22 protein-coding genes and 1 pseudogene are annotated in these 24,092 nt (G+C 63.9%); 5 read left to right on the plus strand and 18 right to left on the minus strand.

Annotation, left to right across the window (positions count from 1 at the left end; translation table 11 throughout):
- Nucleotides 1-4: 4 nt before the first annotated feature.
- The 4 genes and pseudogenes from NKJ11_RS08315 to NKJ11_RS08330 all read right to left on the minus strand — a co-directional run bounded on the left by NKJ11_RS08315 (nt 5) and on the right by NKJ11_RS08330 (nt 4,476).
- On the minus strand, nt 5-907 hold the full coding sequence (locus tag NKJ11_RS08315; protein WP_013529092.1) for a branched-chain amino acid ABC transporter permease: 903 nt from the start codon (nt 905-907) through the stop codon (nt 5-7).
- A 334-nt stretch (nt 908-1,241) separates the two neighbouring features.
- Complete coding sequence (locus NKJ11_RS08320; RefSeq protein ID WP_023811801.1) at nt 1,242-2,243, minus strand: 4-hydroxyproline epimerase; 1,002 nt, start codon at nt 2,241-2,243, stop codon at nt 1,242-1,244.
- A gap of 31 nt (nt 2,244-2,274) precedes the next feature.
- Nucleotides 2,275-3,523, minus strand: a pseudogene (locus NKJ11_RS08325) (NAD(P)/FAD-dependent oxidoreductase).
- Between the two features lie 59 nt (nt 3,524-3,582).
- Entirely contained in the window at nt 3,583-4,476 is an 894-nt protein-coding gene (locus tag NKJ11_RS08330; RefSeq protein ID WP_023811799.1) for a dihydrodipicolinate synthase family protein, read from the minus strand.
- A 69-nt stretch (nt 4,477-4,545) separates the two neighbouring features.
- Here NKJ11_RS08330 and NKJ11_RS08335 point away from each other — a divergent pair, with 69 nt between their 5' ends.
- A complete protein-coding gene (locus tag NKJ11_RS08335; RefSeq protein WP_352722972.1) occupies nt 4,546-5,238 on the plus strand; it encodes a GntR family transcriptional regulator in 693 nt (230 codons plus the stop codon).
- 54 nt (nt 5,239-5,292) lie between these two features.
- Here NKJ11_RS08335 and NKJ11_RS08340 read toward each other — a convergent pair whose 3' ends face one another.
- Both NKJ11_RS08340 and NKJ11_RS08345 read right to left on the minus strand, forming a co-directional pair.
- Nucleotides 5,293-5,592 (minus strand): hypothetical protein, encoded by a 300-nt coding sequence (locus tag NKJ11_RS08340; RefSeq protein WP_023811797.1) that lies wholly within the window; start codon nt 5,590-5,592, stop codon nt 5,293-5,295.
- Between the two features lie 216 nt (nt 5,593-5,808).
- Nucleotides 5,809-7,305: a CoA-acylating methylmalonate-semialdehyde dehydrogenase gene (locus NKJ11_RS08345; protein ID WP_023811796.1), complete on the minus strand. Its 1,497-nt coding sequence runs from the start codon at nt 7,303-7,305 to the stop codon at nt 5,809-5,811.
- Between the two features lie 376 nt (nt 7,306-7,681).
- On the opposite strand from NKJ11_RS08345, the gene NKJ11_RS08350 reads away from it, so the two are divergent.
- The 3 genes from NKJ11_RS08350 to NKJ11_RS08360 all read left to right on the plus strand — a co-directional run bounded on the left by NKJ11_RS08350 (nt 7,682) and on the right by NKJ11_RS08360 (nt 11,360).
- Nucleotides 7,682-8,563, plus strand: coding sequence for a LysR family transcriptional regulator (locus tag NKJ11_RS08350; protein WP_023811795.1), 882 nt, complete (start codon nt 7,682-7,684; stop codon nt 8,561-8,563).
- A gap of 254 nt (nt 8,564-8,817) precedes the next feature.
- Nucleotides 8,818-9,204 (plus strand): phospholipase A2 family protein, encoded by a 387-nt coding sequence (locus NKJ11_RS08355; protein WP_352793046.1) that lies wholly within the window; start codon nt 8,818-8,820, stop codon nt 9,202-9,204.
- Complete coding sequence (locus tag NKJ11_RS08360) at nt 9,201-11,360, plus strand: phospholipase D-like domain-containing protein (protein ID WP_352793047.1); 2,160 nt, start codon at nt 9,201-9,203, stop codon at nt 11,358-11,360. Before NKJ11_RS08355 ends, NKJ11_RS08360 begins: the two co-directional genes overlap by 4 nt.
- A gap of 4 nt (nt 11,361-11,364) precedes the next feature.
- Here NKJ11_RS08360 and NKJ11_RS08365 read toward each other — a convergent pair whose 3' ends face one another.
- The 10 genes from NKJ11_RS08365 to rsfS all read right to left on the minus strand — a co-directional run bounded on the left by NKJ11_RS08365 (nt 11,365) and on the right by rsfS (nt 20,946).
- Nucleotides 11,365-12,621 (minus strand): D-amino acid dehydrogenase, encoded by a 1,257-nt coding sequence (locus NKJ11_RS08365; protein ID WP_128304957.1) that lies wholly within the window; start codon nt 12,619-12,621, stop codon nt 11,365-11,367.
- 120 nt (nt 12,622-12,741) lie between these two features.
- Nucleotides 12,742-13,284 carry a GreA/GreB family elongation factor gene (locus NKJ11_RS08370; RefSeq protein ID WP_352677044.1) on the minus strand — a complete coding sequence of 181 codons (543 nt, stop codon included), beginning with the start codon at nt 13,282-13,284 and terminating at the stop codon, nt 12,742-12,744.
- Between the two features lie 14 nt (nt 13,285-13,298).
- Complete coding sequence (gene rnk / locus NKJ11_RS08375; protein ID WP_352793048.1) at nt 13,299-13,721, minus strand: nucleoside diphosphate kinase regulator; 423 nt, start codon at nt 13,719-13,721, stop codon at nt 13,299-13,301.
- 273 nt (nt 13,722-13,994) lie between these two features.
- Nucleotides 13,995-15,134 carry an alanine racemase gene (gene alr / locus NKJ11_RS08380; RefSeq protein WP_352772993.1) on the minus strand — a complete coding sequence of 380 codons (1,140 nt, stop codon included), beginning with the start codon at nt 15,132-15,134 and terminating at the stop codon, nt 13,995-13,997.
- A 77-nt stretch (nt 15,135-15,211) separates the two neighbouring features.
- Complete coding sequence (locus NKJ11_RS08385) at nt 15,212-15,727, minus strand: RNA pyrophosphohydrolase (RefSeq protein ID WP_352793049.1); 516 nt, start codon at nt 15,725-15,727, stop codon at nt 15,212-15,214.
- 156 nt (nt 15,728-15,883) lie between these two features.
- A complete protein-coding gene (locus NKJ11_RS08390; protein WP_352793050.1) occupies nt 15,884-17,053 on the minus strand; it encodes a divergent polysaccharide deacetylase family protein in 1,170 nt (389 codons plus the stop codon).
- Between the two features lie 211 nt (nt 17,054-17,264).
- Nucleotides 17,265-18,596: a S41 family peptidase gene (locus NKJ11_RS08395; RefSeq protein ID WP_352793149.1), complete on the minus strand. Its 1,332-nt coding sequence runs from the start codon at nt 18,594-18,596 to the stop codon at nt 17,265-17,267.
- Entirely contained in the window at nt 18,597-19,934 is a 1,338-nt protein-coding gene (locus NKJ11_RS08400) for a murein hydrolase activator EnvC family protein (protein ID WP_352793051.1), read from the minus strand. It lies immediately after the preceding gene.
- A 124-nt stretch (nt 19,935-20,058) separates the two neighbouring features.
- Nucleotides 20,059-20,541: a 23S rRNA (pseudouridine(1915)-N(3))-methyltransferase RlmH gene (gene rlmH / locus NKJ11_RS08405; RefSeq protein WP_352793053.1), complete on the minus strand. Its 483-nt coding sequence runs from the start codon at nt 20,539-20,541 to the stop codon at nt 20,059-20,061.
- A 27-nt stretch (nt 20,542-20,568) separates the two neighbouring features.
- Nucleotides 20,569-20,946, minus strand: a complete 378-nt coding sequence (rsfS, locus tag NKJ11_RS08410) for a ribosome silencing factor (protein ID WP_013529073.1) — start codon at nt 20,944-20,946, stop codon at nt 20,569-20,571.
- Nucleotides 20,947-21,187: 241 nt separating this feature from the next.
- On the opposite strand from rsfS, the gene NKJ11_RS08415 reads away from it, so the two are divergent.
- Nucleotides 21,188-22,039 (plus strand): mechanosensitive ion channel family protein, encoded by an 852-nt coding sequence (locus NKJ11_RS08415; RefSeq protein WP_352440995.1) that lies wholly within the window; start codon nt 21,188-21,190, stop codon nt 22,037-22,039.
- Nucleotides 22,040-22,048: 9 nt separating this feature from the next.
- Here the strand turns inward: NKJ11_RS08415 and NKJ11_RS08420 are convergent, their stop codons facing one another.
- Together NKJ11_RS08420 and NKJ11_RS08425 are read right to left on the minus strand one after the other, a co-directional pair.
- Entirely contained in the window at nt 22,049-23,332 is a 1,284-nt protein-coding gene (locus NKJ11_RS08420; protein WP_128304964.1) for an MFS transporter, read from the minus strand.
- Between the two features lie 68 nt (nt 23,333-23,400).
- Nucleotides 23,401-23,988 (minus strand): nicotinate-nucleotide adenylyltransferase, encoded by a 588-nt coding sequence (locus NKJ11_RS08425; protein ID WP_013529070.1) that lies wholly within the window; start codon nt 23,986-23,988, stop codon nt 23,401-23,403.
- Nucleotides 23,989-24,092 lie beyond the last annotated feature (104 nt).

The following is a 24,092-nucleotide window of genomic DNA, read 5'->3' on the forward strand; positions in this document are numbered from 1 at the left end:
AGTCTCAGACCTTTTCGACTTCTGGCCGGCCCAATATGCCGGAAGGCAGGAAGATCAGCACGATGGCCAGGATCGAGAACGCCGCGACGTCCTTGTAGTCGATCGAGAAATAGGCCGACCACATGCTCTCGATGAAGCCGATCATCAGCCCGCCGACCACCGCCCCAGGCAGCGAACCAATGCCGCCCAGCACCGCCGCCGTGAAGGCCTTCACGCCCGGCGTGAAGCCATCCGAGAAGGCAATGACGCCGTAATACATCAGGAACAAAGTGCCGGCGACTGCGGCGAGGGCCGCACCCATGATGAAGGTGATCGAGATGGTACGGTCGACATCGATGCCGAGCAGCGCCGCCATCTTGCGGTCCTGCTCACAGGCCCGTTGCGCTCGCCCGAGCGAGGTCTTGTTGACCAGATACCAGAACAGCGCCAGCAGCAGCGCCGTGACGACGACGATGATGATCTGCTTCAGCGACACGCTGATGCCGTTGATGTTGTAAACCTGGCTGACCATCGGCGGGATCGGCTTGTTGCGTGGACCCTGCGTCACCTGGACGAAGTTCGACAGCGCGATCGACATGCCGATGGCAGTGATCAGCGGGGCCAGTCGGAACGAACCGCGCAACGGCCGGTAGGCGACCTTTTCGATCGTCCAGTTATAGAGGCTGGTGAGCAGCATCGCCACGATCATCATGATCAGCAGCGCCAGCACAACCGGCACCGAATAGAACAGCGCGCCAAGGGCGAGGAAGACGATCAGTGCCGTGAAGGCACCCACCATGAAGATGTCGCCATGGGCGAAATTGATCATGCCGATGATGCCGTAGACCATCGTGTAGCCGATCGCGATCAGCCCATAGATCGATCCCAGCGTCAGCCCGTTGATAAGCTGCTGGACAAAATACTGCATGTGTACATGGCTCCCCTGGAATGTCGCCCATGCAGACGCATTCCTTTTCGTATTTCCCCTAGTCGTAAAGTTTCGAGCCCGGATTGCAACGTCATTTTTCAATCGTCATGCGTGTTTTCGAAGCACGCTGTCCGATTGCCCGTTTTCCATCATCCAGCCCCTGGACTATCGCGGACCCTACCATTGGCATAACGCAATGTCTTTGACGATTCGACCGCATCATGCGCTCCGTTTCGAAGAAATCGCCGTCAAAATTAGGTGATGAAAGGAATCCTTGCGTTTTTGGCACGATCCATTTTTCAAGCCGTTGCTTTCCGCAAGGTCAGGATCCCCATCACTTGACAACAAATCCGTGAGCGAACGGGTCGCGGTCGTCGATGAAGATGGTGTTCAGTCCGGTCATCCGCGCCCAGCCGCCGATCGAGGGAATGATGGCCGGCTTGCCGGCCACGCTGACATCCTTTTCGACCTTGCCCTTGAACAGCGAACCGATGATCGATTCATGGACGAAGCTGTCGCCGGCCTTGAGTTTGCCCTTGGCATGAAGCTGCGCCATGCGCGCCGAGGTGCCGGTGCCGCAGGGCGAGCGGTCGATCGCCTTGTCGCCGTAGAACACGGCATTGCGGGCATCCGCGCCATCCACCGTCGGCGCACCGGTCCACAGCATGTGCGACAGCCGGTTGATGCCAGGGTTCTCGGGATGGACGAAGGAATATTTCTCGTTGAGCCGCTGGCGCACCACCGGGCTCCAGGCGATGAAGTCGCCCGCCGAATAATCGGCCATGTCGCGATAGTTCTCCTGCGGCTCGACGATGGCGTAGAAGTTGCCGCCATAGGCGACATCGACGGTGATTTCGCCGAGCCCAGGGCATTCGACCGTCAGCCCCTCGGCATGGAGGAAGGACGGCACATTGGTGATGCGCACCTCCTCGACATAGTCGCCGACCTGTTTGTATTCGGCGATGACAAGGCCGGCCGGCGTGTCGAGCCGAAGCACGCCCGGCGTCTTCGGCTTGATCAGTCCGTGTTCGATGGCCATCGTCACCGTACCAATGGTGCCATGCCCACACATCGGCAGGCAGCCGGAGGTTTCGATGAACAGGATGGCGATATCGCAATCCTCGCGCGTCGGCGGATAGAGGATCGAGCCGGACATCACGTCGTGGCCGCGCGGCTCGAACATCAGTCCGGTGCGGATCCAGTCATACTCGGCCAGAAAATGCGCACGCCGCTCCATCATAGTCGCGCCCTGCAGCAGCGGGCCGCCGCCAGCGACCAGCCGCACCGGATTGCCGCAGGTGTGGCCGTCTATGCAGAAGAAGGATTTCTTGGCCATGACGCTCCTCGAAAATCAAAAACCCGAAAAATCAAAATCGTTGCGGACTGAAGGGGGCCAGATCGATCGGTGGAGTCTGCCCCAGGACAAGATCCCTGATCAACCGTCCGGTGGCCGCCGCCTGGGTCAGGCCGAGATGGCCATGGCCGAAGGCATAGACCACCGACCGCTTTCCCGGCGCGCCGCCGATGACGGGCACTGAATCCGGCAGCGAGGGGCGGAACCCCATCCATTCGCGCCCACCCGAGGGATCGAGCCCCGGCAAGAATTTCTGTGCCTTCCGCAGCAGCGCTTTCGACCTGGCATAATTGGGCGGCCGCTCGATGCCGCCGAGTTCAACGGCGCCACCGACACGCATGCCCGTTTCGAGCGGCGTGACGACGAAACCATGGCCGGAGAAGATCAGCATCCGCTTCACGTCGAAGGCACTCGTCGGCAACGTGGTGTTGTAGCCGCGCTCGGTCTCCAGCGGAATGCGATCGCCGAGCTGCCGCGCCAGCAGATGCGACCATGCGCCGGCGGCGACGACAAGTTGTCGCGCCTGCCTTGGTGCCGTCTGCCAACGTCAGCGTCGCACCATCCTGATCCGCCGCGACTTGGCTGATCCGGGCCAGCTCAAAGCGGGCGCCCTTGGCCTGCGCATAGGCCCACACCGCCTTGCCCAGCAGTTTCGGGTCGGCGACCGTCTTCCATCCCGGCACGAACGTGCCTTTGATGAAGCGCGGCGACAGCCCCGGCTGCAAGGCGGCCAGTTCCTCGCCCTCGACATGGCGGAAACCGATGCCGAAACGCTCACGCGCCGCCCAGCCAGGCAGCCCGGCCTGTAATTCGGCTTCGCTTTCATAGAGCTCCAGTGAACCGTCCTCGCGCAGCATCGACCGCGTACCGGAGCGATCGAGCAAGCCCATCCACTCCGCCTCGGCGAGCTTCATCATGCCCGCCTGAGCGGCAAGGCTCGCCTCGTATTTCCCGGGCGCCCCGGCGCGCCAGAAGCGGATTAGCCAGGGCAGAAGCCTCGGCAGATGGGCGGGCGGAATGCTGAGCGGGCCAAGCGGATCGGCCAGCCATTTCGGCAGCTGCCGGATCATGCCCTTGTGGGCCAGCGGCAGCACGTCGGAGAACGCGAAGGCGGCGGCATTGCCGGAGCTCGTCTCCTCGCAAATGCCGGTGCGGTCGAAGACGGTGGCCCTGCGTCCGGCCTCGGCGAGAGACGCAGCGGCACAGATGCCGATGATGCCGCCACCGATGATGGCGATGTCGATTGGAACATCGCTATTCATCTTTGTACGTCACCCCTGCATGCATGTCCCAGTCTCCGCCCCGCTCGCTTCATACCAGCTCAGAACTGCGGCAGTGTCGGCCGCACGGCGAGCGCATCCTTGACGATCTTCTCGACAGCCTTGCGGCGCTCTCCAGACAGCGGCTGGCGCGGCATGCGAACGCGGTCATTTGTGTTGATCGCGAACACTTCGGCAAGCTTGATGTTTTGGACCAGGTAAGTCGAGACATCGAGATCGAGCAGCGGCCGGAACCAGCGGTAGATGGCGAGCGCCTCCTCGCGGCGGCCCTGCTTCATCAGCTGGAATATGGCGACGGTCTCGCGCGGGAAGGCTGTGACCAGTCCCGCGACCCAGCCGATGGCGCCGACCGACAGCGCCTCGAAGGCCAGATTGTCGACGCCGGTGAACAGGTCGTAGCGGGTGCCCAGGCGATTGATGATCTCGGTCGAACGACGGATGTCGTCGGAGGATTCCTTGATCGCGACAAAGCGCTTGTCCGACGCCAGCTCCTCCATCTGGTCGACGGTGACGTCGACACGGTAGGCGAGCCGGTTCGAGTAGATCATGACCGGCAGGTCGCCCGCCTCGGCGACCGCACGAAGCGCTGCAACCGTCTCTTCCGCATTGGTGTGGTAGATCGGGCTCGGCACGACCATGAGGCCGTTGGCGCCTTCCCGGCTCGCGCGCTTGGCGATGCTGGCCGCCTCGCGTGTGCCGGCCTCGTTGACGGTCAGCAGCACCGGCTTCTTGCCGGCGACCTTCTGTGCGGTCTTCAGCACCTCGATCTTCTCGTCGGGCGACAGCATCGGCCCCTCGCCGAGCGATCCGCAGACGATGATGCCGTCGCAGCCGGCCTCCATCTGCAGGCTGAAGCAGCGCTCCATCTCGGCATGATCGAGACGATCATCCGCGGTGAATTTGGTCGTGACGGCAGGAAAAACTCCGGTCCACATGATCATCTCTCCATCTGATATATCAGTGGTATATCTATTAACAAACCCGCTGTCAATGCGGATTCCGTTATGATATATTCAAGATATATCAGGAGAGCGCATTTGATATCCACGGCAGCAAGCACCGCGACGGAGCCAGCCGCGACCAGGGCCTACCATGTGCTCGAGCACATGATCGTCACGCTCGAACTGGCCCCGGCAAGCTTCGTCACCGAGGGCGCTCTGATCGACAGGCTCGGGCTTGGCAGGACACCAGTGCGCGAGGCGATCCAGCGGTTGGCCTGGGAAGGGCTGCTTGACATCAGGCCGCGCGCCGGGATCGCCATCGCCCCGCTCCATGCCGGCGACTGGCTGCGCGTCCTCGATGCACGTCGCGGCGTCGAGGTGGTGCTCGCCCGCTCGGCCGCCCGCTTCGTCACCCGCGAAGCCGCCGACTTGTTTCACGAAGCAGCGCTCGCCATGCAGAAAGCGGTGATCTCGGGCAATGTGCTTGCCTTCATCCAGGCCGACAAGGCACTCGACGAAGCGCTGGCGCTGGCTGCCGACAATCCCTTCGCCGCCCGTTTGGCCGCCCCCTTGCAGACCCACAGCCGCCGCTTCTGGTTCCGCTACAAGGCCGAAACCGGTCTTGCCGAATCCGCCGAGCACCATGTAGCGCTGATCCGCTCGATCCTTGCGGGCGACGAAGAGGCCGCGGCCAAGGACGCCAAACGCCTGATGGCGCTGTTGCGCGGCCACGCCGAGACGGCCGCCACGCGCTGAACGTCCTTTTATATCCGGTGCGCTCTCGTCGTTGGCGCTTCCTCGAAGCTCGGGTTAAGTCCCGGGCAAGGCAGCCGCCGCCATCAACGGACCGTCCCAGCCTTCGCCTGCCGTGATGACGCAGCTCTGACCATGCGTGTCGGTGGCAAGAATTGTCCAGGTGCCCTGGTCGGAGACGAATATCTCAAGAATCAGGCTCGGGTTGACCAGGCCCCGCGCCGCTTCGCTTTCGTGGAATTTTTCCCCGAGCGCTTTAATCATATCCGCACGGGCCGCGCATTGCTCTGCCATCGCCGGGGCGGCCGGAAACGCGGAAACCGCCGCGAAAAATAGCGTTGCGACAAGACGGGTCATCTGACACCTCCTTGCGCCAGACGATGTCCCCGAAGCTGTCGCCAGCGCCATTGCTTGATCTGCCGTACCTCCTTGCGGCAGGACTGCAAACCAAGACGGCAGATGCTACTTGGTTCCATCACATTAGCGTTCAACGGATAGGGTCGCCACCGATTGCAAAAAAACGCCCGGGCGCGAGCGCCCGAGCGTTGAATCCAAACCAATTTGTTGTCCGGCTCAGTTCATCGTCGGGATGACGAATTCGGCACCGTCCTTGATGCCGGACGGCCAGCGCGAGGTCACCGTCTTGGTCTTGGTGTAGAAGCGGAACGCGTCCGGGCCATGCTGGTTGAGGTCGCCGAAGGAAGATGCCTTCCAGCCGCCGAAGGTGTAGTAGGCGATCGGCACCGGGATCGGCACGTTGATGCCGACCATGCCGACCTGGACACGGCTTGCAAAGTCGCGCGCAGCATCGCCGTCACGGGTGAAGATGGCGACGCCATTGCCCATCTCGTGATCGTTGGCGAGCTTGATCGCGCTCTCATAGGTCGGCGCGCGCACAACAGAGAGCACCGGCCCAAAGATCTCTTCCTTGTAGATGCGCATATCGGCGGTCACGTTGTCGAACAGGCAGCCACCCATATAGTAGCCGTCTTCATAACCCTGCATCGAGAAGCCGCGGCCGTCGACGACCAGCTTGGCGCCTTCCTTGACGCCGGTGTCAACATAGCCCTTAACGCGTTCCAATGCCTGCGCCGTCACCAGCGGGCCGAAATCGGCGGAAGAGTCCGTCGAAGGACCGACCTTCAGGCTTTCAACGCGCGGGATCAGTTTTTCCATCAGCCGGTTGGCGGTATCGTTGCCGACCGGGACGGCGACCGAGATCGCCATGCACCGCTCGCCGGCCGAGCCGTAGCCGGCGCCGATCAACGCATCGACGGTCTGGTCCATGTCGGCATCGGGCATGATGATCATGTGGTTCTTGGCGCCGCCGAAGCACTGCACGCGCTTGCCGGCGGCCGTGCCGCGCGAATAGATGTAATGGGCGATCGGCGTCGAGCCGACAAAGCCGATGGCCTTGATGTCGGGATCGTCGAGGATGGCGTCGACCACGTCCTTGTCGCCGTTGACGACGTTGAGGATGCCTGCCGGCAGGCCGGCTTCGAGGAACAGTTCGGCAATGCGCATCGGCACGCCGGGATCGCGCTCCGAAGGCTTCAGGATGAAGGCGTTGCCGCAGGCGATGGCCGGCGCGATCTTCCACAGCGGGATCATTGCCGGGAAGTTGAACGGCGTGATGCCGGCGACGACGCCGAGCGGCTGGCGCATCGAATAGACGTCGATGCCGGGGCCGGCGCCGTCGGTGAATTCGCCCTTCATCATATGCGGCGCGCCGATGCAGACTTCGACCACTTCGAGGCCGCGCTGGATGTCGCCCTTGGCGTCGGCGATCGTCTTGCCATGCTCACGCGCCAGGATGTCGGCCAGTTCGTCATAGTCGCGGGCGACCAGTTCGAGAAACTTCATCAGCACGCGCACGCGGCGCTGCGGGTTGGTCGCGGCCCATTTCGGCTGCGCTGCCTTGGCATTCTCGACCGCCGCGCGCAGTTCCGCCTGCGAGGCCAGCGCCACCGTGCCGCGCACGGAGCCGTCCATCGGCTGCATGACATCCTGCTTGCGGCCGCTGGTCCCGGCGACATGCTTGCCGCCGATGAAATGACCATAGTCGATCATGATTTCTCTCCCTTGTTTGTGATGCTGCATTGTCCGCCTTTGGCCGGCGGATGGCAACGCGAGTGAGAACGCAACCGTTGTGCGGAGAATAGATAACGATTGACGAGCGAGCATCAATTCCCGCAAATGGCGGGGTCACGCGACGACCCAAGGATCGATAGGCTGAGTTCCTTCGCGCCCCCCTCTGTCCTGCCGGACATCTCCCCCTCTAGGGGGGAGATTGCGCCGTCACCTCTGCTTTCGCCGATCATCGAGGCAGTCAACGACGAGCTGTCGGCGAAGCTGCCAATCTCCCCCCTAGAGGGGGAGATGTCCGGCAGGACAGAGGGGGGCGCCAAAGAACACAGCGTCGATAATTGTCATCTGGACCATCCCCATGAACTGGGATGACGTCCGCATCTTCCTCGCCGTGGCGCGCGCCGGCCAGATCCTTGGCGCGGCCAAACGGCTGGAGCTCAACCACGCCACTGTCTCGCGCCGCATCGCCGCACTCGAGGATGCGCTGCGGACAAAGCTGTTTCGCCGGTTGACCACCGGCAGCGAGCTGACGCCTGCCGGCGAGCGCTTTCTCGACATTGCCGAGCGCATGGAAGGCGACATGATCGCCGCACGTTCGACCGTTGCCGGCGAAGGCGACGATGTCTCCGGCACGGTGCGCATCGGCGCGCCGGACGGGTTTGGTGTCGCCTTCCTGGCCAAGCGCCTTGGCGCGCTGACCGCCCTGCACCGCGAGCTGACGATCCAGTTGGTGCCGGTGCCGCGCTCCTTCTCTCTGTCGCGGCGCGAGGCCGACATCGCCATCACCGTCGAGCGGCCGACGGAGGGTCGGCTGGTGGCGGGAAAGCTGGTCGACTACTCGCTCGGCCTGTTTGCCTCCCGCGCCTATGCTGACGTGCATGGTTTGCCCCAAACCGCCGCCGAGCTTGGCCAGCACACATTGATCGGCTATGTGCCGGACCTCATCGTCAGTCCCTCGCTCGACTACGCGGCCGAATTCAGCGCCGACTGGCGCACCAGCTTCGCCATCTCCTCGGCGCTCGGCCAGGCCGAAGCGGTGCGCTCGGGCGCCGGCATCGGCATCCTGCACACATTCGTCGCCCGCTCGATGCCGGAACTTGTGTCCGTCGATGCTGTCGCGCCCATCCGCCGTGCCTACTGGCTGGTCTATCACGAATCGGTCAGGCCGCTGCGCCGCGTCCAGATCGTTGCCAGCTTCATCACCAAGGCAGTGGAGCGGGAGCGAAACCTGTTTGTCTGATGCATGTCGCCCAAAAGTGATCTCGGTTTTGGGAGAACGACATGCATAAACAAAGACGCTAAAGCGCATCGCATGAATCCTTTCAAACGCGCTGCGCTTTAGCCGTGCGCCTTTTCCTTGCCACAAAACCGGCGAGTGTGGCATCAGGCGCGCGGTCGCCGCGTAGGGACATCTTTCAGAAAGCTGGCGCGGATAGACATGCGAGCCGTTCTTGCCATCCTGCCGCTGCTTTTCGTTTCCGCTTGCGCCAATCCGTGGACGAAGGTCCCGGAGGCGAACTGCCCAAACCGATCCGCAACGCCATGGCGCGGCCTTCGCCTTTCGTCTTCGGCAATTATTGCGGCCCCGGCACCCGCACCGGCGATCTGTCGTTCCGGCCGGTCAACCGCCTCGACACGGCCTGCCGGACGCATGACGCCTGTTACATCGCCCGCCACAACCATTGTGACTGCGATGGCGCCCTCGTCACCTCCGCGAAAGCGATACGCGACGACAAGACAGCGCCGCGCAAAATGCGCGGCGAGGCCGAATTGCTGATCGCCACCTTCGCCATCCCCGTCTGCAAGGTCTTCCCGCAGGGCTTCATGCCGCCGCGTGACCCGGCGCAACTGAGCGTCCTGAATGCCGGAGCGGCCGGGTGAAGGGCCGCGCACCTGTCGCCCTCGTTCTATTCGGGCTGGCCGCCCTTGGCGGCTGTGCCGGCGGCGCTGGTCGCAGTGCCTGCGATCTCCTGCAAGGCCAGACGGCCTGCGCTCGACCCTCGCTATCGGCCAGGACACCCGGGCCGCAGATCGCCGCCGCGCAGTTTTTCGGCGACGCCAGCACAAGCGACTACGAAAAGCGGTTCCTGGCGCTGCTCGCCCACCACCAGCTCGGCGCGATGGACCGCGCCAACGGCACCGGCCCTTTCGGTCACGACCGCTATGAGATCCGCAATGGCGATTTCCAGGCGACTTACCGGACACTGCAGCAACTGGCCGGGCCGGTTGCCGAAACGCATCTGCCGCCGGCCAGCGGCAGCAGCGGCGACGGCCATTTCGACGGACGCTGGCGGGTGTCGCGGCAGACGCTCTACATCGATGCGGCAGCGCAGCCTTCGACGCCCAGGATCTTCGATTTCTCCGGTCTGCAGGCGCGCAGCGTCGAGATCGTGCTGCGCCAGGCTGGAAAGCAACCGGCCGACATCGAGGGCACCTGCGACGGCTCGCTGGCGATCCGTGCCGGCGGCGGTTCACGCACAATCGCCACGGGCACCGCATTCCGCTTTCGCCTGTCCGGCGAGGACGACACGGTCAGCCTGTTCCCGAGTGACGGCCTGAACCGCTGCACGGCAAGGATCCGCTCCAGCCTTGCCCCGGCCGGCGCGCCGCTCACCATCCAGCGCGAAGAGACCGCCGATCCGGCTCTCGCCGCCTTCGACAGCCGCTACGAGCGTTGCCCGACGCCAGACCCAACCGGCCTCGATCCGCTCAGCCGCGCCTTCTATGCCAGCCGCTGGCTCTCGCAGACCTGTGCCTTGCCGATCGGAAAGCCGCGCCTGCTGCGCAAATCGCGCGACGGCTTCAACGCCAAGGTCGAGGCGCTGATGGGAGCACCACTGTCCGACAGCGCCATCGACAAGGGCGATCCGGAACTGCCGCTCGATTTCTCCAGGGCGCCAAGGCTGAAGCTGATCTATCTGTCGTCGCTGGAGTTCAAGGCCGACTTCTCCGGTCGCATCATCGAGCGGTTGATCCGCCATCATGCAGCACTAGGCACCAAGGTCCGCATCATCGTCACCGACGTTCTGGAGCGCGACAAGGACGACGCCCTGCTGCACCGGCTGGCCGCCGAATTCCCCAATGTCGAATTGCAAGAATATCGCTGGCGGGCGGACCATGGCGCGCCGATCGACGAGCAGACCTCACAACTGCACAAGGTCCATCACGTCAAGATGCTGGCAACGCTTGCCGACGATCCCGGGCGCTCACGCGCCATCATCGGTGGCCGCAACATCCATGACGGCTTCCTGTTCCACCAGCCGATCGATCTGTCGCGCTATCCAGACCTTGAGCAATACGACAAGACCGACGGGTTTTCGCTGAACTACTATTCGAACTGGAGCGACTTCGACATCGAGTTCGCCGATCCGGCCACGGTCGAAACGCTGGCTGCGCATCTTTCGACAATGTGGCTGCGCGACGCCGACACCAATCTGGCGCGCCCCTTCTCCATTCCGGTCCGGTCCGACGGCGCCCGCCCGTCAGGCACGGCACGACACTTCATTTCGGTGCCTTACGAGGATGGTCATGCGCTGGAGGACTATTTCGTCGAGCTGGTCGACGCCGCCCGGCACCATATCCAGATCGTCAACCCCTACCTCAACCTGACGCCCAAGCTTGCCCAGGCTGTTGACCGGGCGCTCGCCCGCGGCGTCAGGATCGACATTGTCGGCCGCATCGATCTCAAGGGCGATATCGGCGGCAAGTTTCTCACCGCGCTCAACAAGCTGTTCGTCGAGAAATATGGCGACCGCATCAACATCCGCGAGTTCAAGTCGCCTGACGTGGTGCTGCATTCCAAGATCATGATGATCGACGAAAGGCTGGTCGCCATCTCGTCGGTCAATCTCAACAACCGCAGCTTCTTTCACGACTCGGAGAACGGCATGATGGTGCTCGATCCGGCCTTCTACACCAGGATGAAGCCGATCTATGACGACTATGTCGCCCACTCGAACCCGGTCGCCACCAATGTGACGATACCGTGGGCCTACCGGCTGCTGTTCGACGAGGACTGGGTCCGACAGGCGTTCTGACCTCTTATCGCAGATAACGCTCCTGAGCGAGGTCGCGGACATCGATGTCCGGCACCCGGCTGGAGATGATGTCGGCCAGAACCTTGCCCGAGCCGCAAGCCATGGTCCAGCCGAGCGTGCCGTGGCCGGTGTTGAGATAGAGATTGGAGAGCTCGGTGCGGCCGATCAGCGGCGGACCGTCCGGCGTCATCGGCCGCAGCCCGCACCAGAACGTCGCGTCCCGCATCGCGCCGGCGCCCGGAAAGAGATCGCCGACCGAGTGTTCCAGCGTGCGCCGCCGCGATTCGTGCAGCCTGAGGTCGAAGCCGGAAATCTCGGCCGTACCGCCAACCCGGATGCGGTCGCCGAGCCGGGTGATCGCCACCTTGTAGGTCTCGTCCATCACCGTCGACACCGGTGCCGCGGCGGCGTCCTTGATCGGCACGGTGATCGAATAGCCCTTGACCGGATAGACCGGGATCGGCCGCTTCACCCGGCGCATGAAACCTGCCGAATAACTGCCCAGCGCCATCACATAGGCGTCGGCGGTCTTCCAGCCTTTGCTGGTGCTGAGATTGGCGATGCGGTTGCGGCTGCGGATGACGCGCCAGATCGTCACGTCGTATTCGAACTTGACGCCGCGGGCCACACAGAGTTCGGCCAGCCTGTCGGTGAACATCTTGCAGTCGCCGGTCTCGTCGTGCGGCAGCCTGAGGCCGCCGACGAACTTTTCGCGCACCCCGGCAAGGCCAGGCTCAGCCGCGATGCAACCGTCCTGCTCGAGGATCTCGTAGGGCACGCCGTACTTCTTCAGCACCTCGACATCGCCGCCGGTGCCGTCGAGCTGCTTTTGCGTACGGAACAGCTGCAGCGTGCCCTGGGTACGCTCGTCATAGGCGATGCCGGTCGCTTCGCGCAGCGCCTTCAGCGTGTCGCGGCTGTATTCGGCGAGCGGAACCATGCGCGCCTTGTTGATCGCATAGCGCTCGGCGGTGCAGTTGCGCAGCATCTTGATCAGCCATGTCCACATATGCGGATCGAAGGCCGGCCGCACCACCAGCGGGCCATGCTTCATCAGCAGCCATTTGATCGCCTTCAGCGGAATGCCGGGTCCGGCCCAGGGCGAGGCGTAGCCGGGCGAAATCTCGCCGGCATTGGCGAAGCTGGTTTCCAGCGCCGGGCCTTTCTGGCGGTCGAGAACCGTCACCTCGTGGCCGGCCTCGGCAAGGAAGTACGCCGTGGTCACTCCGATGACGCCGCCGCCCAGCACCATGATCTTCATCGTTCACTCCTTGCCGCGCCGCACGTCCTAGGGACGCCTGGACGCGGCCGCATTTCCGATTTGCGCACGATCCCCGGCGAAAATCGATGCCGACTTTCGGGATCGTGCAGTGTTGCCTGTTCACGCCGCCGTGGGACCGGGGTCGTCATCCCCTGTCTGCCGCATTCCGGCCCTTTCGCCAAGGGGCCGCCAATCGGCTGCGGCGCTGTAGACGAGGGTGAGCCCATGCGGCCGTCGCGCCTCGACTTGGGATCTCTCCCTGACGGCACGCCGCGCGGCCTCCGGCTGGTAGAGCACGGTTGCGACCAGGACCGACTCCCGCCTGCCGTCGGCCTGTTCGATCCATGCAGTCCGGCCCTCGGCCATGCCGAGCATGCAAAGCCCCCGCCTTGTCATGATCGACAGGCTGGAGCCGACCGGACCGCGCACCTCGTTCTGCACCAGGGTCCGGGTCTGGGCAGGGCCGGCATCGACACGAAACACCAGCCTGCTGTTCAGCGTCACGATATCGGATCCGACCGAATCGATCGCGACGACCTCGGCTTTGGAAAGCTTGTCTTCAAGCATTGGAACAATCGGATCCGCGAAAGCCCGCCGACGCTCCAACATGATCTCGAGGACGGCGAAGTCCTTTGTCGTCAGCCGGAAATTCGCGCCTGTCATCGCCGTCTCCATGATCAGGACCCTTCCCGCCCGCAGGCCGGCGCATCGACCACTTCGATGGTCGCCGACAGTTCCCGGCCGCCACGACTGCTCCAGCGCACTGTCTGCCCGATGGTGGCGCCGATGAGCGCCGTCCCCAACGGCGTCAGCACCGAGATCCTGTTTTCAGTGATGTCTGCTTCGCCGGGATAGACCAGCGTGATGCGCTGAGTGTGGCCGCCATCGTTGCGGATTGTCACTGTCGAACCCATCCGCACCACGTTGGCCGGCATGGAAGCCGCTGCCGTCACGAAGGCACGGTCCATCTCTGAAAGCAGTTCTTCGGCCGTCTCGGGCACGCGGTCGAGCGACGCCCGCGCCAGGCCGGTCAGCCTGTGGTGGTCGGCATCGCTGACCAGAGGCCGGCTCGGTGGACGCAATCCTGTTGCATGTTGCATGGCAAACCTCGATGACTTGGCGCATCGAACAGACGCGCGCCTGCCGCCGCACAAACGGTGGCTTGATGAAAAGCCGGCAGCCGCGAAGCTGTCTGGCTCGGGAATGATGATCAGGTAGAAATGCCCCGGTTCGGACGGACGCCAAAAGGCGGCCGCGCCGGGGCTACGATCCCGCGATCGGGCAGACCCTGAACAAGGTTCTGATATAAGCTGGGTTGCTCATGCAAGGAGCCTTGCCGACAGGCGTCCGCTTGTCAAGCGTGGCCAAACCGCTCAACCGCCGACATAGCGCCGATGGAAGCGCGAGCCGAGGCTGGTCAGAATCTCGTAGCCGATGGTGCCGGCATGGCCGGCAGCGTCGTCGACACTTTGCGAGGGACCGAGCAGTTCGACGAGATCACCCTCGCGCAGCCTGCCGGCCGGCAGGGCGGAAATGTCGAGAATGATCGAGTCCATCGACACTCGCCCGAGGAAAGGCAGGCGCACGCCCTCGAACCAGGCGGCGGACGCGGCGCGGCGCTGCCAGCCATCCGCGTAGCCGAACGAAATCGTCGCCAGCCTGAGCGGGCCTTGCGCTTGATAGGTATGGCCATAGCCGACGCCCGCGCCCTTTTCGACGCTGCGCGTCTGTGCCACCTTTGCCTGCAGCCGCACCACCGGCAGCATCGGATTGGGCTTTGCCGGCGTCGGATTGATGCCATAGAGCGCGGCACCGGGGCGGGCGAGATCGTAGCGAAAGCGTTCCCCAAGAAAGATGCCGGAGGAATTGGTCAGCGAGGCCGGTGCCGCCGGCAGCATCTTGCGCAGCTGCTCGAATGCCAGCCGCTGCCGCTCATTGGCCGGGTGCTCCGGCTCGTCGGCGCAGGCCAGATGACTCATCACGAACCGGATGTCGATGCCGTCGAAGGCCTGCGGATCGGCGGCAACGCGCTCCACATCCCGGGGCGCCATGCCGAGCCGCGACATGCCGCTGTCGACCTGGATCGCGGCCGGCAGTTTTCGGCCGGCGCGGCGAGCCGCCACACGCCAGGCCACCAATTGTTCCGGGCTGTTGATGACGGCGCAAATGTCTGCCGCCACAGCGTCCCGCTCGGCACCGGGCGGAATGCCGTTCAACACGAAAATGGCAGGGCCCGGACCAAGCGAGCGGCGCAGGGCGACGCCTTCGCCCAGGAGCGCAACGAAGAAGACATCGCAGCCTTCGCGCAGCAGCGCCGCCGCGACCTGGCCGGCGCCAACGCCGTAGCCGTCCGCCTTGAGCACACCAGCGCAGGCAACATCGCCCAACCGCGCTTTCAGCCGCCGGTAGTTTTCACGGATTGCACCGAGATCGATGGTGAGGATGGCCCCAGCCGCCACTTCGCTTGTGGCGGTGACCTCTTCTGGCGGCGGCTTTTGGGGGGCGTCGTTCATGGCGACCCTTCGCGTGGTAGTGGATACATCAATAGGACCGCCGGGCCGGCGCGGCAACCGCGGTTGTTGTATAGCGGCTATTGCACCAGATGCCGGAACGCCGCCACCACATCCTCATAGACATGGCGCTTGAACGGCACGATCAGGTCGGGCAAATCCTGCATAGGCCGCCATGCCCATTCGTCGAACTCTGCGGTGTGGCCGCCCGGCGGCGGGTTGATTTGGATCTCGTTGGTGTCGCCGTGGAAGCGAAAGGCGAACCATTTCTGCGTCTGGCCGCGATACCGGCCCTTGAAGGCGATGCCGACGAGATGGTCCGGCAAATCATAGTTGATCCAGTCCGGCGCCTCGGCCAGCAGCGAGACGCCTCGCATGCCGGTCTCCTCATAGAGTTCGCGCTCGGCCGCCTGCAGCGGCTCCTCGCCCTTGTCGATACCGCCTTGCGGCATCTGCCAGAGCTGCGTCGTGCCGGCAAATTCGCTGTCCGGTTCGGCAATCCGGTGCCCGACCCAGACAAGGCCCTCGGCATTGAGGATCATCAGCCCGACACAGGGACGATAAGGCAGCGTTTCGCGATCAATCTTTTTAGCCATGCGTGATGGGGTCCAGCCGTTTTGAGAATTCGCTCCGGTGAGGCAGGTGGCGAGCGTTTTCGAGAACCGGAGCGGAGCGTACTTAAAGTACGTGAGCACCGGAAGCGCAGAAAACGTCGACAGATGCCCGCCGGAGTAGAATTATCAAGACGGCTGTTAGCCTTTTTGCGGGTCAATGGCCACCGCTGAAATCGGCACGATCTCGATGCCGCGCTTCTTGGCCTCGACCACCCAGGACGACACCGTATCGACCGTCAGGTCGAAGGCCGAACCGATGCCGACGGCGGTGCCTTTGGCCCGCGCGGTCGCCTCCAGACTGTCGAGCTTCTTCAGGATTTCGCCGCGATCCTGCACGGCATCGATCGCCATGTCGCCGGCGACGAAGGGCACGCCGTCCTTCAGCGCCAGGTCCGGCGCCAGGCTGCGAGCCGACGAGCCGTCATCGATATAGGCAAGGCCGCGTTTGCCGAGCTCGGCGATGAACGGCTCCATCGCCGCCGCGTCGGCGGAAAAACGGGCGCCCATATAGTTCATGACGCCGGTATAGTTGGTCGTCCGCGACAGTGCCCAGTGCAGGCTTTTCAGGTTCTCATCCGCGCTCGCCGCCACCGTCAGCGTGTTGCGGCCCGGATTTACCTTCGGATAATCGAACGGTTCGAGCGGCACCTGCATGACGATCTCGTGGCCGCTCTGCCTGGCTGCCTGCATCCACCGGCCGATGCTGTTGCCTTGCGGCGCGAAGGCCAGCGTCACTTCTGCCGGCAGCTTGGCGATGGCCGCCTGGGTGCCGGTCTGCGAAACCGAAAGCCCACCGATGACGATCGCCACCCGTGCGCCGCGCCCGCCCGACCAGGGCCGCGCATAGACGTCGAACGGCCGCCGGCCATCGGCGGCGCGCACCGGCAACGGTCCGGTCTCGCTGGTCTCGATCAGCGCCTTGTCGGGAATATGCGCGATCTTCAGGTTCTGGCCGATGGTCGACGGATCGCGAATGACGATCGCTGCCTTGGGCGGTCCATCGCCCTCCTCCGTCTGCACATGGATGATCTGCGGCCCGCCTGATTTGACCGGCGCCTCCGGCTTCGGGGCCGATGCGGGCGGCGCAGGGGCAGGCTCGGCCGCCGCGGTCACTTTCGGCGTTGAAACGGCAACCTCTTGCGGCTTTCTAAACGGCTTTTCCCTGAGCGCGATCGCGCCGGAGACGCCGGCCACCGCCAGCACGGCCACTGTCGCCATGATCGCACCGCCGCTGATCTTGCCGGCGGCGCGCGGCGACCGGACTGCCTGTCCGAGCGGGCGTTCGATGTCCTTGCCGATATCAGCCAAGCCTAATCCCCGGGCGCATGGCTCCGAAGACGAAGCCGCTTCGAAAAGACATGCGCGAATTCATCAATCCCGGCGCACCCCGCGCCATGTCTTGGGAGCTTTGCCTCGCCCCCCGAATCAAACTGCCGGAACCTTTCGGTCCCGGCAGCATCGCATTGCTTCCATCAGGCTCAAACAGAAAGATGGAGCGGCGCGTGGCCGCTCCAGATCCTTACTGGTTGAGAACCGCCTTTTGCGGATTGGGCGGGAAGGCCGGATCGGTCTTCTGGCCGCGCAGCAGCTGCTCGGCATAGATGAGCTGCAGATCGTCTTTCGGATCCGGCGGCACATAAGCTGCCGAGCCCGAACCGGTCGTGCTCTCATCGGCGCCCTTGATATGGCCCTTGAGGTCGGATTCGCCGCGAGTCAGGTCCCTGCCCTGCAGTTCCGGCGGCAGCGGCTGGTCGACCTTGATGTCGGGCGTGATGCCCTTGCCCTGGATCGACTTGCCGGACGGCGTGTAATAGAGCGCCGTCGTCAGCCGCAGCGCACCATTCTCGCCGAGCGGAATGATGGTCTGCACCGAACCCTTGCCGAAGGACTGCGTGCCGACCACCGTGACGCGGCGCAGGTCCTGCAGCGCGCCGGCGACGATTTCCGATGCACTGGCCGAACCGCCATTGACCAGGACGATCATCGGCTTGCCGTTGATGTCGTCGACCTGCTTGGGCTTGGCGTCGAAGCGGGTGACGTCCTTGGGGTCGCGGCCACGCGTCGAAACGATCTCGCCGCGGTTGAGGAAGGCATCGGACACGCTCACCGCCTGATCGAGCAGGCCACCCGGATTGAGGCGGAGATCCAGAACGTAGCCCTTCAGCTTGTCGTCGGGAATCTGCCTCTTGATGGTGTCGATGGCGTTCTCGAGGTCGTCATAGGTCTTTTCGGTGAAGGAGGTGATCTTCATGTAGCCGATGTCGTTCTCGACCCGGAACTTGACCGCCTTGACCTTGATGATGTCGCGCACGACCGTCAGTTCGATCGGCTTGTCGGCGCCCTGGCGCAGGATGGTCAGCTTGATCGGCGTGTTGACCAGGCCGCGCATCTTGTCGACCGCATCGTTGAGGGTCAGGCCGCGAACCTCTTCGCCATCGATCTTGGCGATGTAGTCGCCGGCCAGCACGCCTGCCTTGGCGGCCGGCGTGTCGTCGATCGGCGTGATCACCTTGACCAGATCGTTCTCCATGGTGACCTCGATGCCGAGGCCGCCGAACTCGCCCTTGGTCTGGACGCGCATATCCTGCGCCTGCTCGGCATTCATGTAGGAGGAGTGCGGGTCAAGCGAGGCCAGCATGCCGTTGATGGCATTCTCGACCAGCGACTTGTCGTCGGGCGGTGTCACATACTGTGCCCGCACCCGCTCGAAGATATCGCCGAAGATCGCCAGTTGCTTGTAGGTCTCCGACCCTGCAGCGTTCGCCGCCGAGCCGGGCGCGCCATAGACCAGGCTCATGGCGGACGCGCCCATCAGCGCACCGGCAAACAGAAGCGACAGTTTCCGCATTATTCACGTCCTTCCAGAAAAACGGTCCGCCCACCATGGGGCCGGATCGACGGGTTTTCCATCCTTGCGGAACTCGACATAGAGTTCCGGCGTGGCATTTCCATTCTTCGAAACCGAGGTGCTCGCCACCCGGGCCTCTCCCATCGCACCGATCGGCTCTCCTGCAAGCACTGATTGACCGGTCGCGACGCTGATTCTGCTCATCCCCGCCAAAACGACATGATAGCCGTCGCCTGCGTTCAGGATCAAGAGTTGACCATAAGAGCGAAACGGCCCCGCATAAAGCACATTTCCATCCGCCGGCGCGGTAACGATGGCTCCCGATTGTGTCGCAACCATGTCGCCAAGCATCACCGCGCCGTTACCGTCATCGGCGCCGAATTGCCGCTTGATACGGCCGGTCACCGGCAGCGCGATCTGTCCCTGAAGGGCCGAAAAGGGCACCGCGGCAGCAAGTTGGTTGCTTTCCGGAACGGGCAGCGACGCCAGTTCCGCCGGTGCCGATGTGTTGTCGCCGCCTGCCGCCTTCTGCTCGGTGGCCTTGGCAGCATCGGCAGCCTTGCGGCTCTTGTCGGCCTGCGCTTCGAGCGACGCGATCAACTCCTTCAGGCTGCCGGCCTTGGCCGCCAGCGCTTCGGATCGCTGCTTTTCGGCGGCCATTTGCGTTTGCGTGTCGGCTTCGAGCTTCTGCTTGGCCTCCAGCAGCATGCCGAGCCGCTTCTTTTCCGCCGTCTGGTCGCCGACCGCCGCCGTCAACCGCGCCCGTTCGGCCTCGATCGACGCCGTAATCCTGGTTTGTTCCTTGAGATCGGCAAGCAGGCTATCGGTCTGCTGGCGCAGTTCGGGCACCACCGCGCCGAGCAGGATGGCGCTGCGCACCGACGACAGCGCGTCCTCGGGCTTGACCAGGATCGCCGGCGGCGGGTTGAGGCCCATGCGCTGCAGCGCGCCCAGCACTTCGGCCAGAACGTCGCGCCGCGCCATCAGCGAGGCGCGGATCTTCTGCTCCTGGCCCTTCAGCCCTTCCAGCCTGGCGCCGATGTCCTCGATGTCCTGGCCGAGCTTCTGTTCGGTCATCGCCGACTGGATCAATGCGGCGGTGATCGAGGCGTGATCCTTCTTGATCGTCGCGATGTCGGCGGAGAGCTTGGCCAATCGTTCGGACGACAGCGTGATCTCCTTCGAGACCCGTTCGTATTCGGCCCGGCTCTGATCCGGATCGGGAGCCATGTCGAGCGTGTTTTCGGCCCGCCCAGCATGCAGCGACAGCACAAGCGCCGCCGCCGCGATGCCGCAGCGTGCGCGCCAGGAGCCCGTTCTTGATTTTCTGTCTTCAGACATTGAAGCCCGACTCTATGCGTGGCTTCGTTAACGAACAATCAACCATGTTCGAAACCGCCCACTCGATGCAATCTTGCCTCGGCATTGGGGCGGAAATCCGGGTGTGTCGCACCAATTCACCGGTTTACGAGCGATGGTAGGGATGTCCCGAAAGGATGGTGGCCATACGATAAAGCTGCTCTCCCAGCATCACGCGCACCAGTTGATGCGGCCATGTCAGCAATCCGAACGACATCACCAGTTCGGCCTGGTCGCGCAGCGACTGATCGTGGCCGTCGGCGCCGCCGATGGCGATGACCAACGCCTTGCGGCCACCGTCACGCAACAGGCCGAGGCGCCCGGCGAAATCTTCCGAGGAAAAGCTTTTGCCGCGTTCGTCAAGGAGGATCAAAGCGGTTCCGGGCTGCAACTGCGTCTGCAGTTTCTGGCCTTCCTCACGCCGCCGCTCGTTGGCGGTCTGGCCGCGCCCCTCGGCAATCTCGGCAATGCCGCCAAATTCAAGCCCCACTACCGGGCCGCTCTTGGCGAAACGCTCGAAATAGCGGTCGGCCAGCAGCTTTTCGGGGCCGGCTTTCATCCGGCCCACGGCATGAACTGATATCTTCATCCTCGCCTTGTAAGCCGCGCGAACGACTTAGTGGAGCGTTTCTTCCTCGAGGTCCGGCGCCTGCCACATCTTTTCGAGATTGTAGAATTCGCGGACTTCGGGGCGGAAGACATGGACGATGATGTCGCCAGAATCGATCAGGACCCAGTCGGCGCCGGATAGCCCCTCGACGCGCGCGGTGCCGAGACCGGCATCCTTGATCGCTTTGAGAAGATGATCGGCGACAGCCGCGACATGACGGTGCGATCGGCCCGAAGCGACGACCATGTAGTCGCCGAGGCTCGATTTCCCCTGGATGTCGATGGAGACAATGTTTTCGGCCTTGGAGTCTTCCAGACTGGCAAGGACTGTCTTGATGGCGCGGGACACGGCGTCGTCTACGCTGATCCTGGCCGGCGAAGGCATGATATCGGCCTTCTTCCGCAGTGCTGTTCTCAGTGTATTTCCTTTCGCAGCAAGAACAACCAAATCACCCCTTGAAGCAGGTGACACCACTTAGATAGGCAGAGTTCCCCGACAGTTTCAAGACGGGACCCTGCCTCGCACGAACGTATTGTCGCTGCTGTGGTTCCGCCGCACGCCGGAAAAGATCGGAACCCTCGCCGTCGGCATGGGTTATCGGCTCACCGACCAACGGGATTTCCCCATGCCGATCGACCCGCAAAACGCCTTTCTCAGCGTCCAGGCTGGCCTCGCCCAACTGAGCACGCTGATTGTTTCGTACTCCTTCTCGGCCATCGGTGCCGTCATCCTCTTGATTGTCGGCTATATCGTCGCCGGTCTTGCCGAACGTTCGATCTTCGCTGGTCTCGGCCATATCCATGGTTTCGACGCGACGTTGCGGCATTTCTTCTCGAAGATCGTCCGCTACGCCATCCTGATCCTCGTCACCATCATGGTGCTCGGCCAGTTCGGCGTGCAGACGGCCTCGATCATTGCCGCGATCGGTGCCATTGGCCTCGCCATCGGCCTGGCGTTGCAGGGCACGCTGCAGAACATCGCCGCCGGCATCATGCTTCTGGCGCTGCGGCCGTTCCGCATCGGCGAATCCGTCGAGGTCGGTTCGATCGCCGGTACGATCGAGGAGATCGGCCTGTTCGCGACCAAGCTCAGGACGGCCGACGGGGTCTACATATTGGCGCCGAACTCGACGCTGTGGAACCAGCCGGTGCGCAACTTTTCGCGCAACGGCGTACGCCGCAGCGACATCATACTCAGCATCGGCTCCTGGAACGACATCGACAGGGCGCAGAAAGCCTTGCTTGCCATTGCCGCGGCCGAACGGCGAGTGAAACGTGAGCCGGCACCGATCGCTTTCGTCTCGACATTGGGCGACAGCACTGTTTCGATTGCCCTGCGCTATTGGACATCGTCGGCGGACTTCTTCGCCACCCAGACCGATCTCACCAAGCGCGCCAAACAGGAGTTCGATAGCGAAGGCATATCGATCCCGCTGCCGCCGCCGGAAGCGCCCCAACCGGAAGCCCGTCGACAATAGTCGGTTGGCTCAGTGCCGGCCCTCATCGTCCGGTGCGAAGGCAAGTTCGACCGGCAACGGCGCCTGCGCCGTCATCGGTGCGAAGCTGCCGGTTTCACCGACCGGGACCGCACGCGTCGTGAACACGCGCAAAAGCACGAACAGGCAGAAGGCTGCGGCGATGAGAACAGCCACATAGATGAAAGCCTGCGTTCCGAAGACGGCTGAAAGCGCCGTCACGATGCCGGGCACGACGAAACCCGACAGCGACCAGGCAAACAAAAGCGAACTGGACAGCGCCACCATGTCGTCCTTGCCGGCGCGGTCGGCGGCATGTGCGCTGGCCAGCGAATAGATCGATTCCGAGGCGCCGTCCCACACGATATAGATCACAACCAACGCGGCCAACGCGCCGCCATCGAACCCGAGCGCAAACAGGCCGGCAACCATGGCGAGCGCGGATGCGGCGATCAGCACATAGCGGCGGTCTGTTCGGTCGGAAATCCAGCCAAGCGGGATCTGCAGGATCAGCGTGCCGAGAGGCATCGCCGAAAGCAGCAGCGCCACATCGGCCTGGCTGTAGCCCTTGGCCGTGGCGTGGATCGGCGCGAAGCCCGCAATCGACATCGACAGGCCGCCAACCGCAAGCATGCCGGCGACGCCGACCGGTGAAACCCGCCAGGCACGGCGCAGCGCCACCGAGGCCGCCTGCGGTGCCGGCGGCTGGGCAAGTCTGGTCATCCCGACGGGAAGGATCGATAGCGCCGTGAAGACGATGCCGATCAGCGGCGCATCCGCTGTCCTGATATCGACCAGCGCCAGCGTCGCGTAGCCGACGCCGAGCCCGGCGACATAGGCAACGTAGAAGAAAGCCATCACCCGGCCGCGGATGGCGTTGGCAACGGCGTCGTTCAGCCAACTCTGCGCGACGATGAACAGGCCGCAGATGGCAAAGCCGTAGAGCGCGCGGGCGGCTATCCACAGCAGCGGATGGACCCCGGCTCCGACAGCGGCGTTGGCCAGTGCGATCAGCGCCGACAACACCATGAAGGCACGGGCATGGCCGACCCTTCGCACCAGCGGTCCGGTCAGGATGCAGCCCGCCAGCCCGCCGGCCGAAAGTCCGGTGATGATCAGCCCGGCCCAGGTCGGATCGAAACCCTCGGCGCCGAGCCGAACCGGGATATAGGCAAACATCAGCCCGTTGCCGACGGCAATCAGTGCCATCGACACAATGACGCTGGCAATCGCGATCAGCGGCGTGGGCTCGGCGCCCTGCTCGGCTTCGCTGCGGGTTTTCCTGGGAATCGACATGCCTGCTCAGGATTGCCCATGAAACGGGCAAAGGGAGCGATAAAAGCGACATGGCCGGGCGGTCGGGCTCACCCCTTCGCCAGCTTGCGGATCGCGCTCGATGACAGCGACGAGCGCGGGCCGTGGATGAAGGTCCAGGCCGGTGCCTTCATGCGGGCAAGCCGCGGCGCATCGCCCTCGTCGATGCGGGCATAGTCGAAGGTCTTGGCGACGACCGAGGACAGGAACGACAGCGTCGCGCCCGGGCGGTCGATGACGGCGATCGGGAAGGTCATGACGATCTCGCGCCAGCGCTGCCAGCGGTGAAAATCGCGCAAACTATCCGCACCCATGATCCAGACGAAGTCGACACCGGGATTGCGCGCCTTGACCAGCGCCAGCGTGTCGGCGGTGTAGCGGACGTGATGCGCCGCCTCGAAGGCGGTGACCTTGATCTTCGGGTTCTTGGCGATCTGCTCGGACAGCTGCAGCCGCTCGCCCAGCGGCGCCAACTCCCTGGTGTTCTTCAGCGGATTGCCCGGCGTCACCATCCACCACAGCTGGTCGAGCGCCAGGCGCCGCAGTGCAATCTCAGCGACCAGCGCGTGGCCGGCATGCGGCGGATTGAACGAGCCGCCGAACAGGCCGACGGCCAGCCCTTTCTCGGCATGCGGCATTTTGAGATAGTGGGATGGGGCGACGGGTGGGGAAGGAGATAGCATTCCGCTAGGCACCCCCCTCTGCCTTGCCGGGCATCTCCCCCGCAAGGGGGGAGATCAGC

The organism is Mesorhizobium sp. M0243 (assembly GCF_040321775.1).
Classification (GTDB): domain Bacteria; phylum Pseudomonadota; class Alphaproteobacteria; order Rhizobiales; family Rhizobiaceae; genus Mesorhizobium.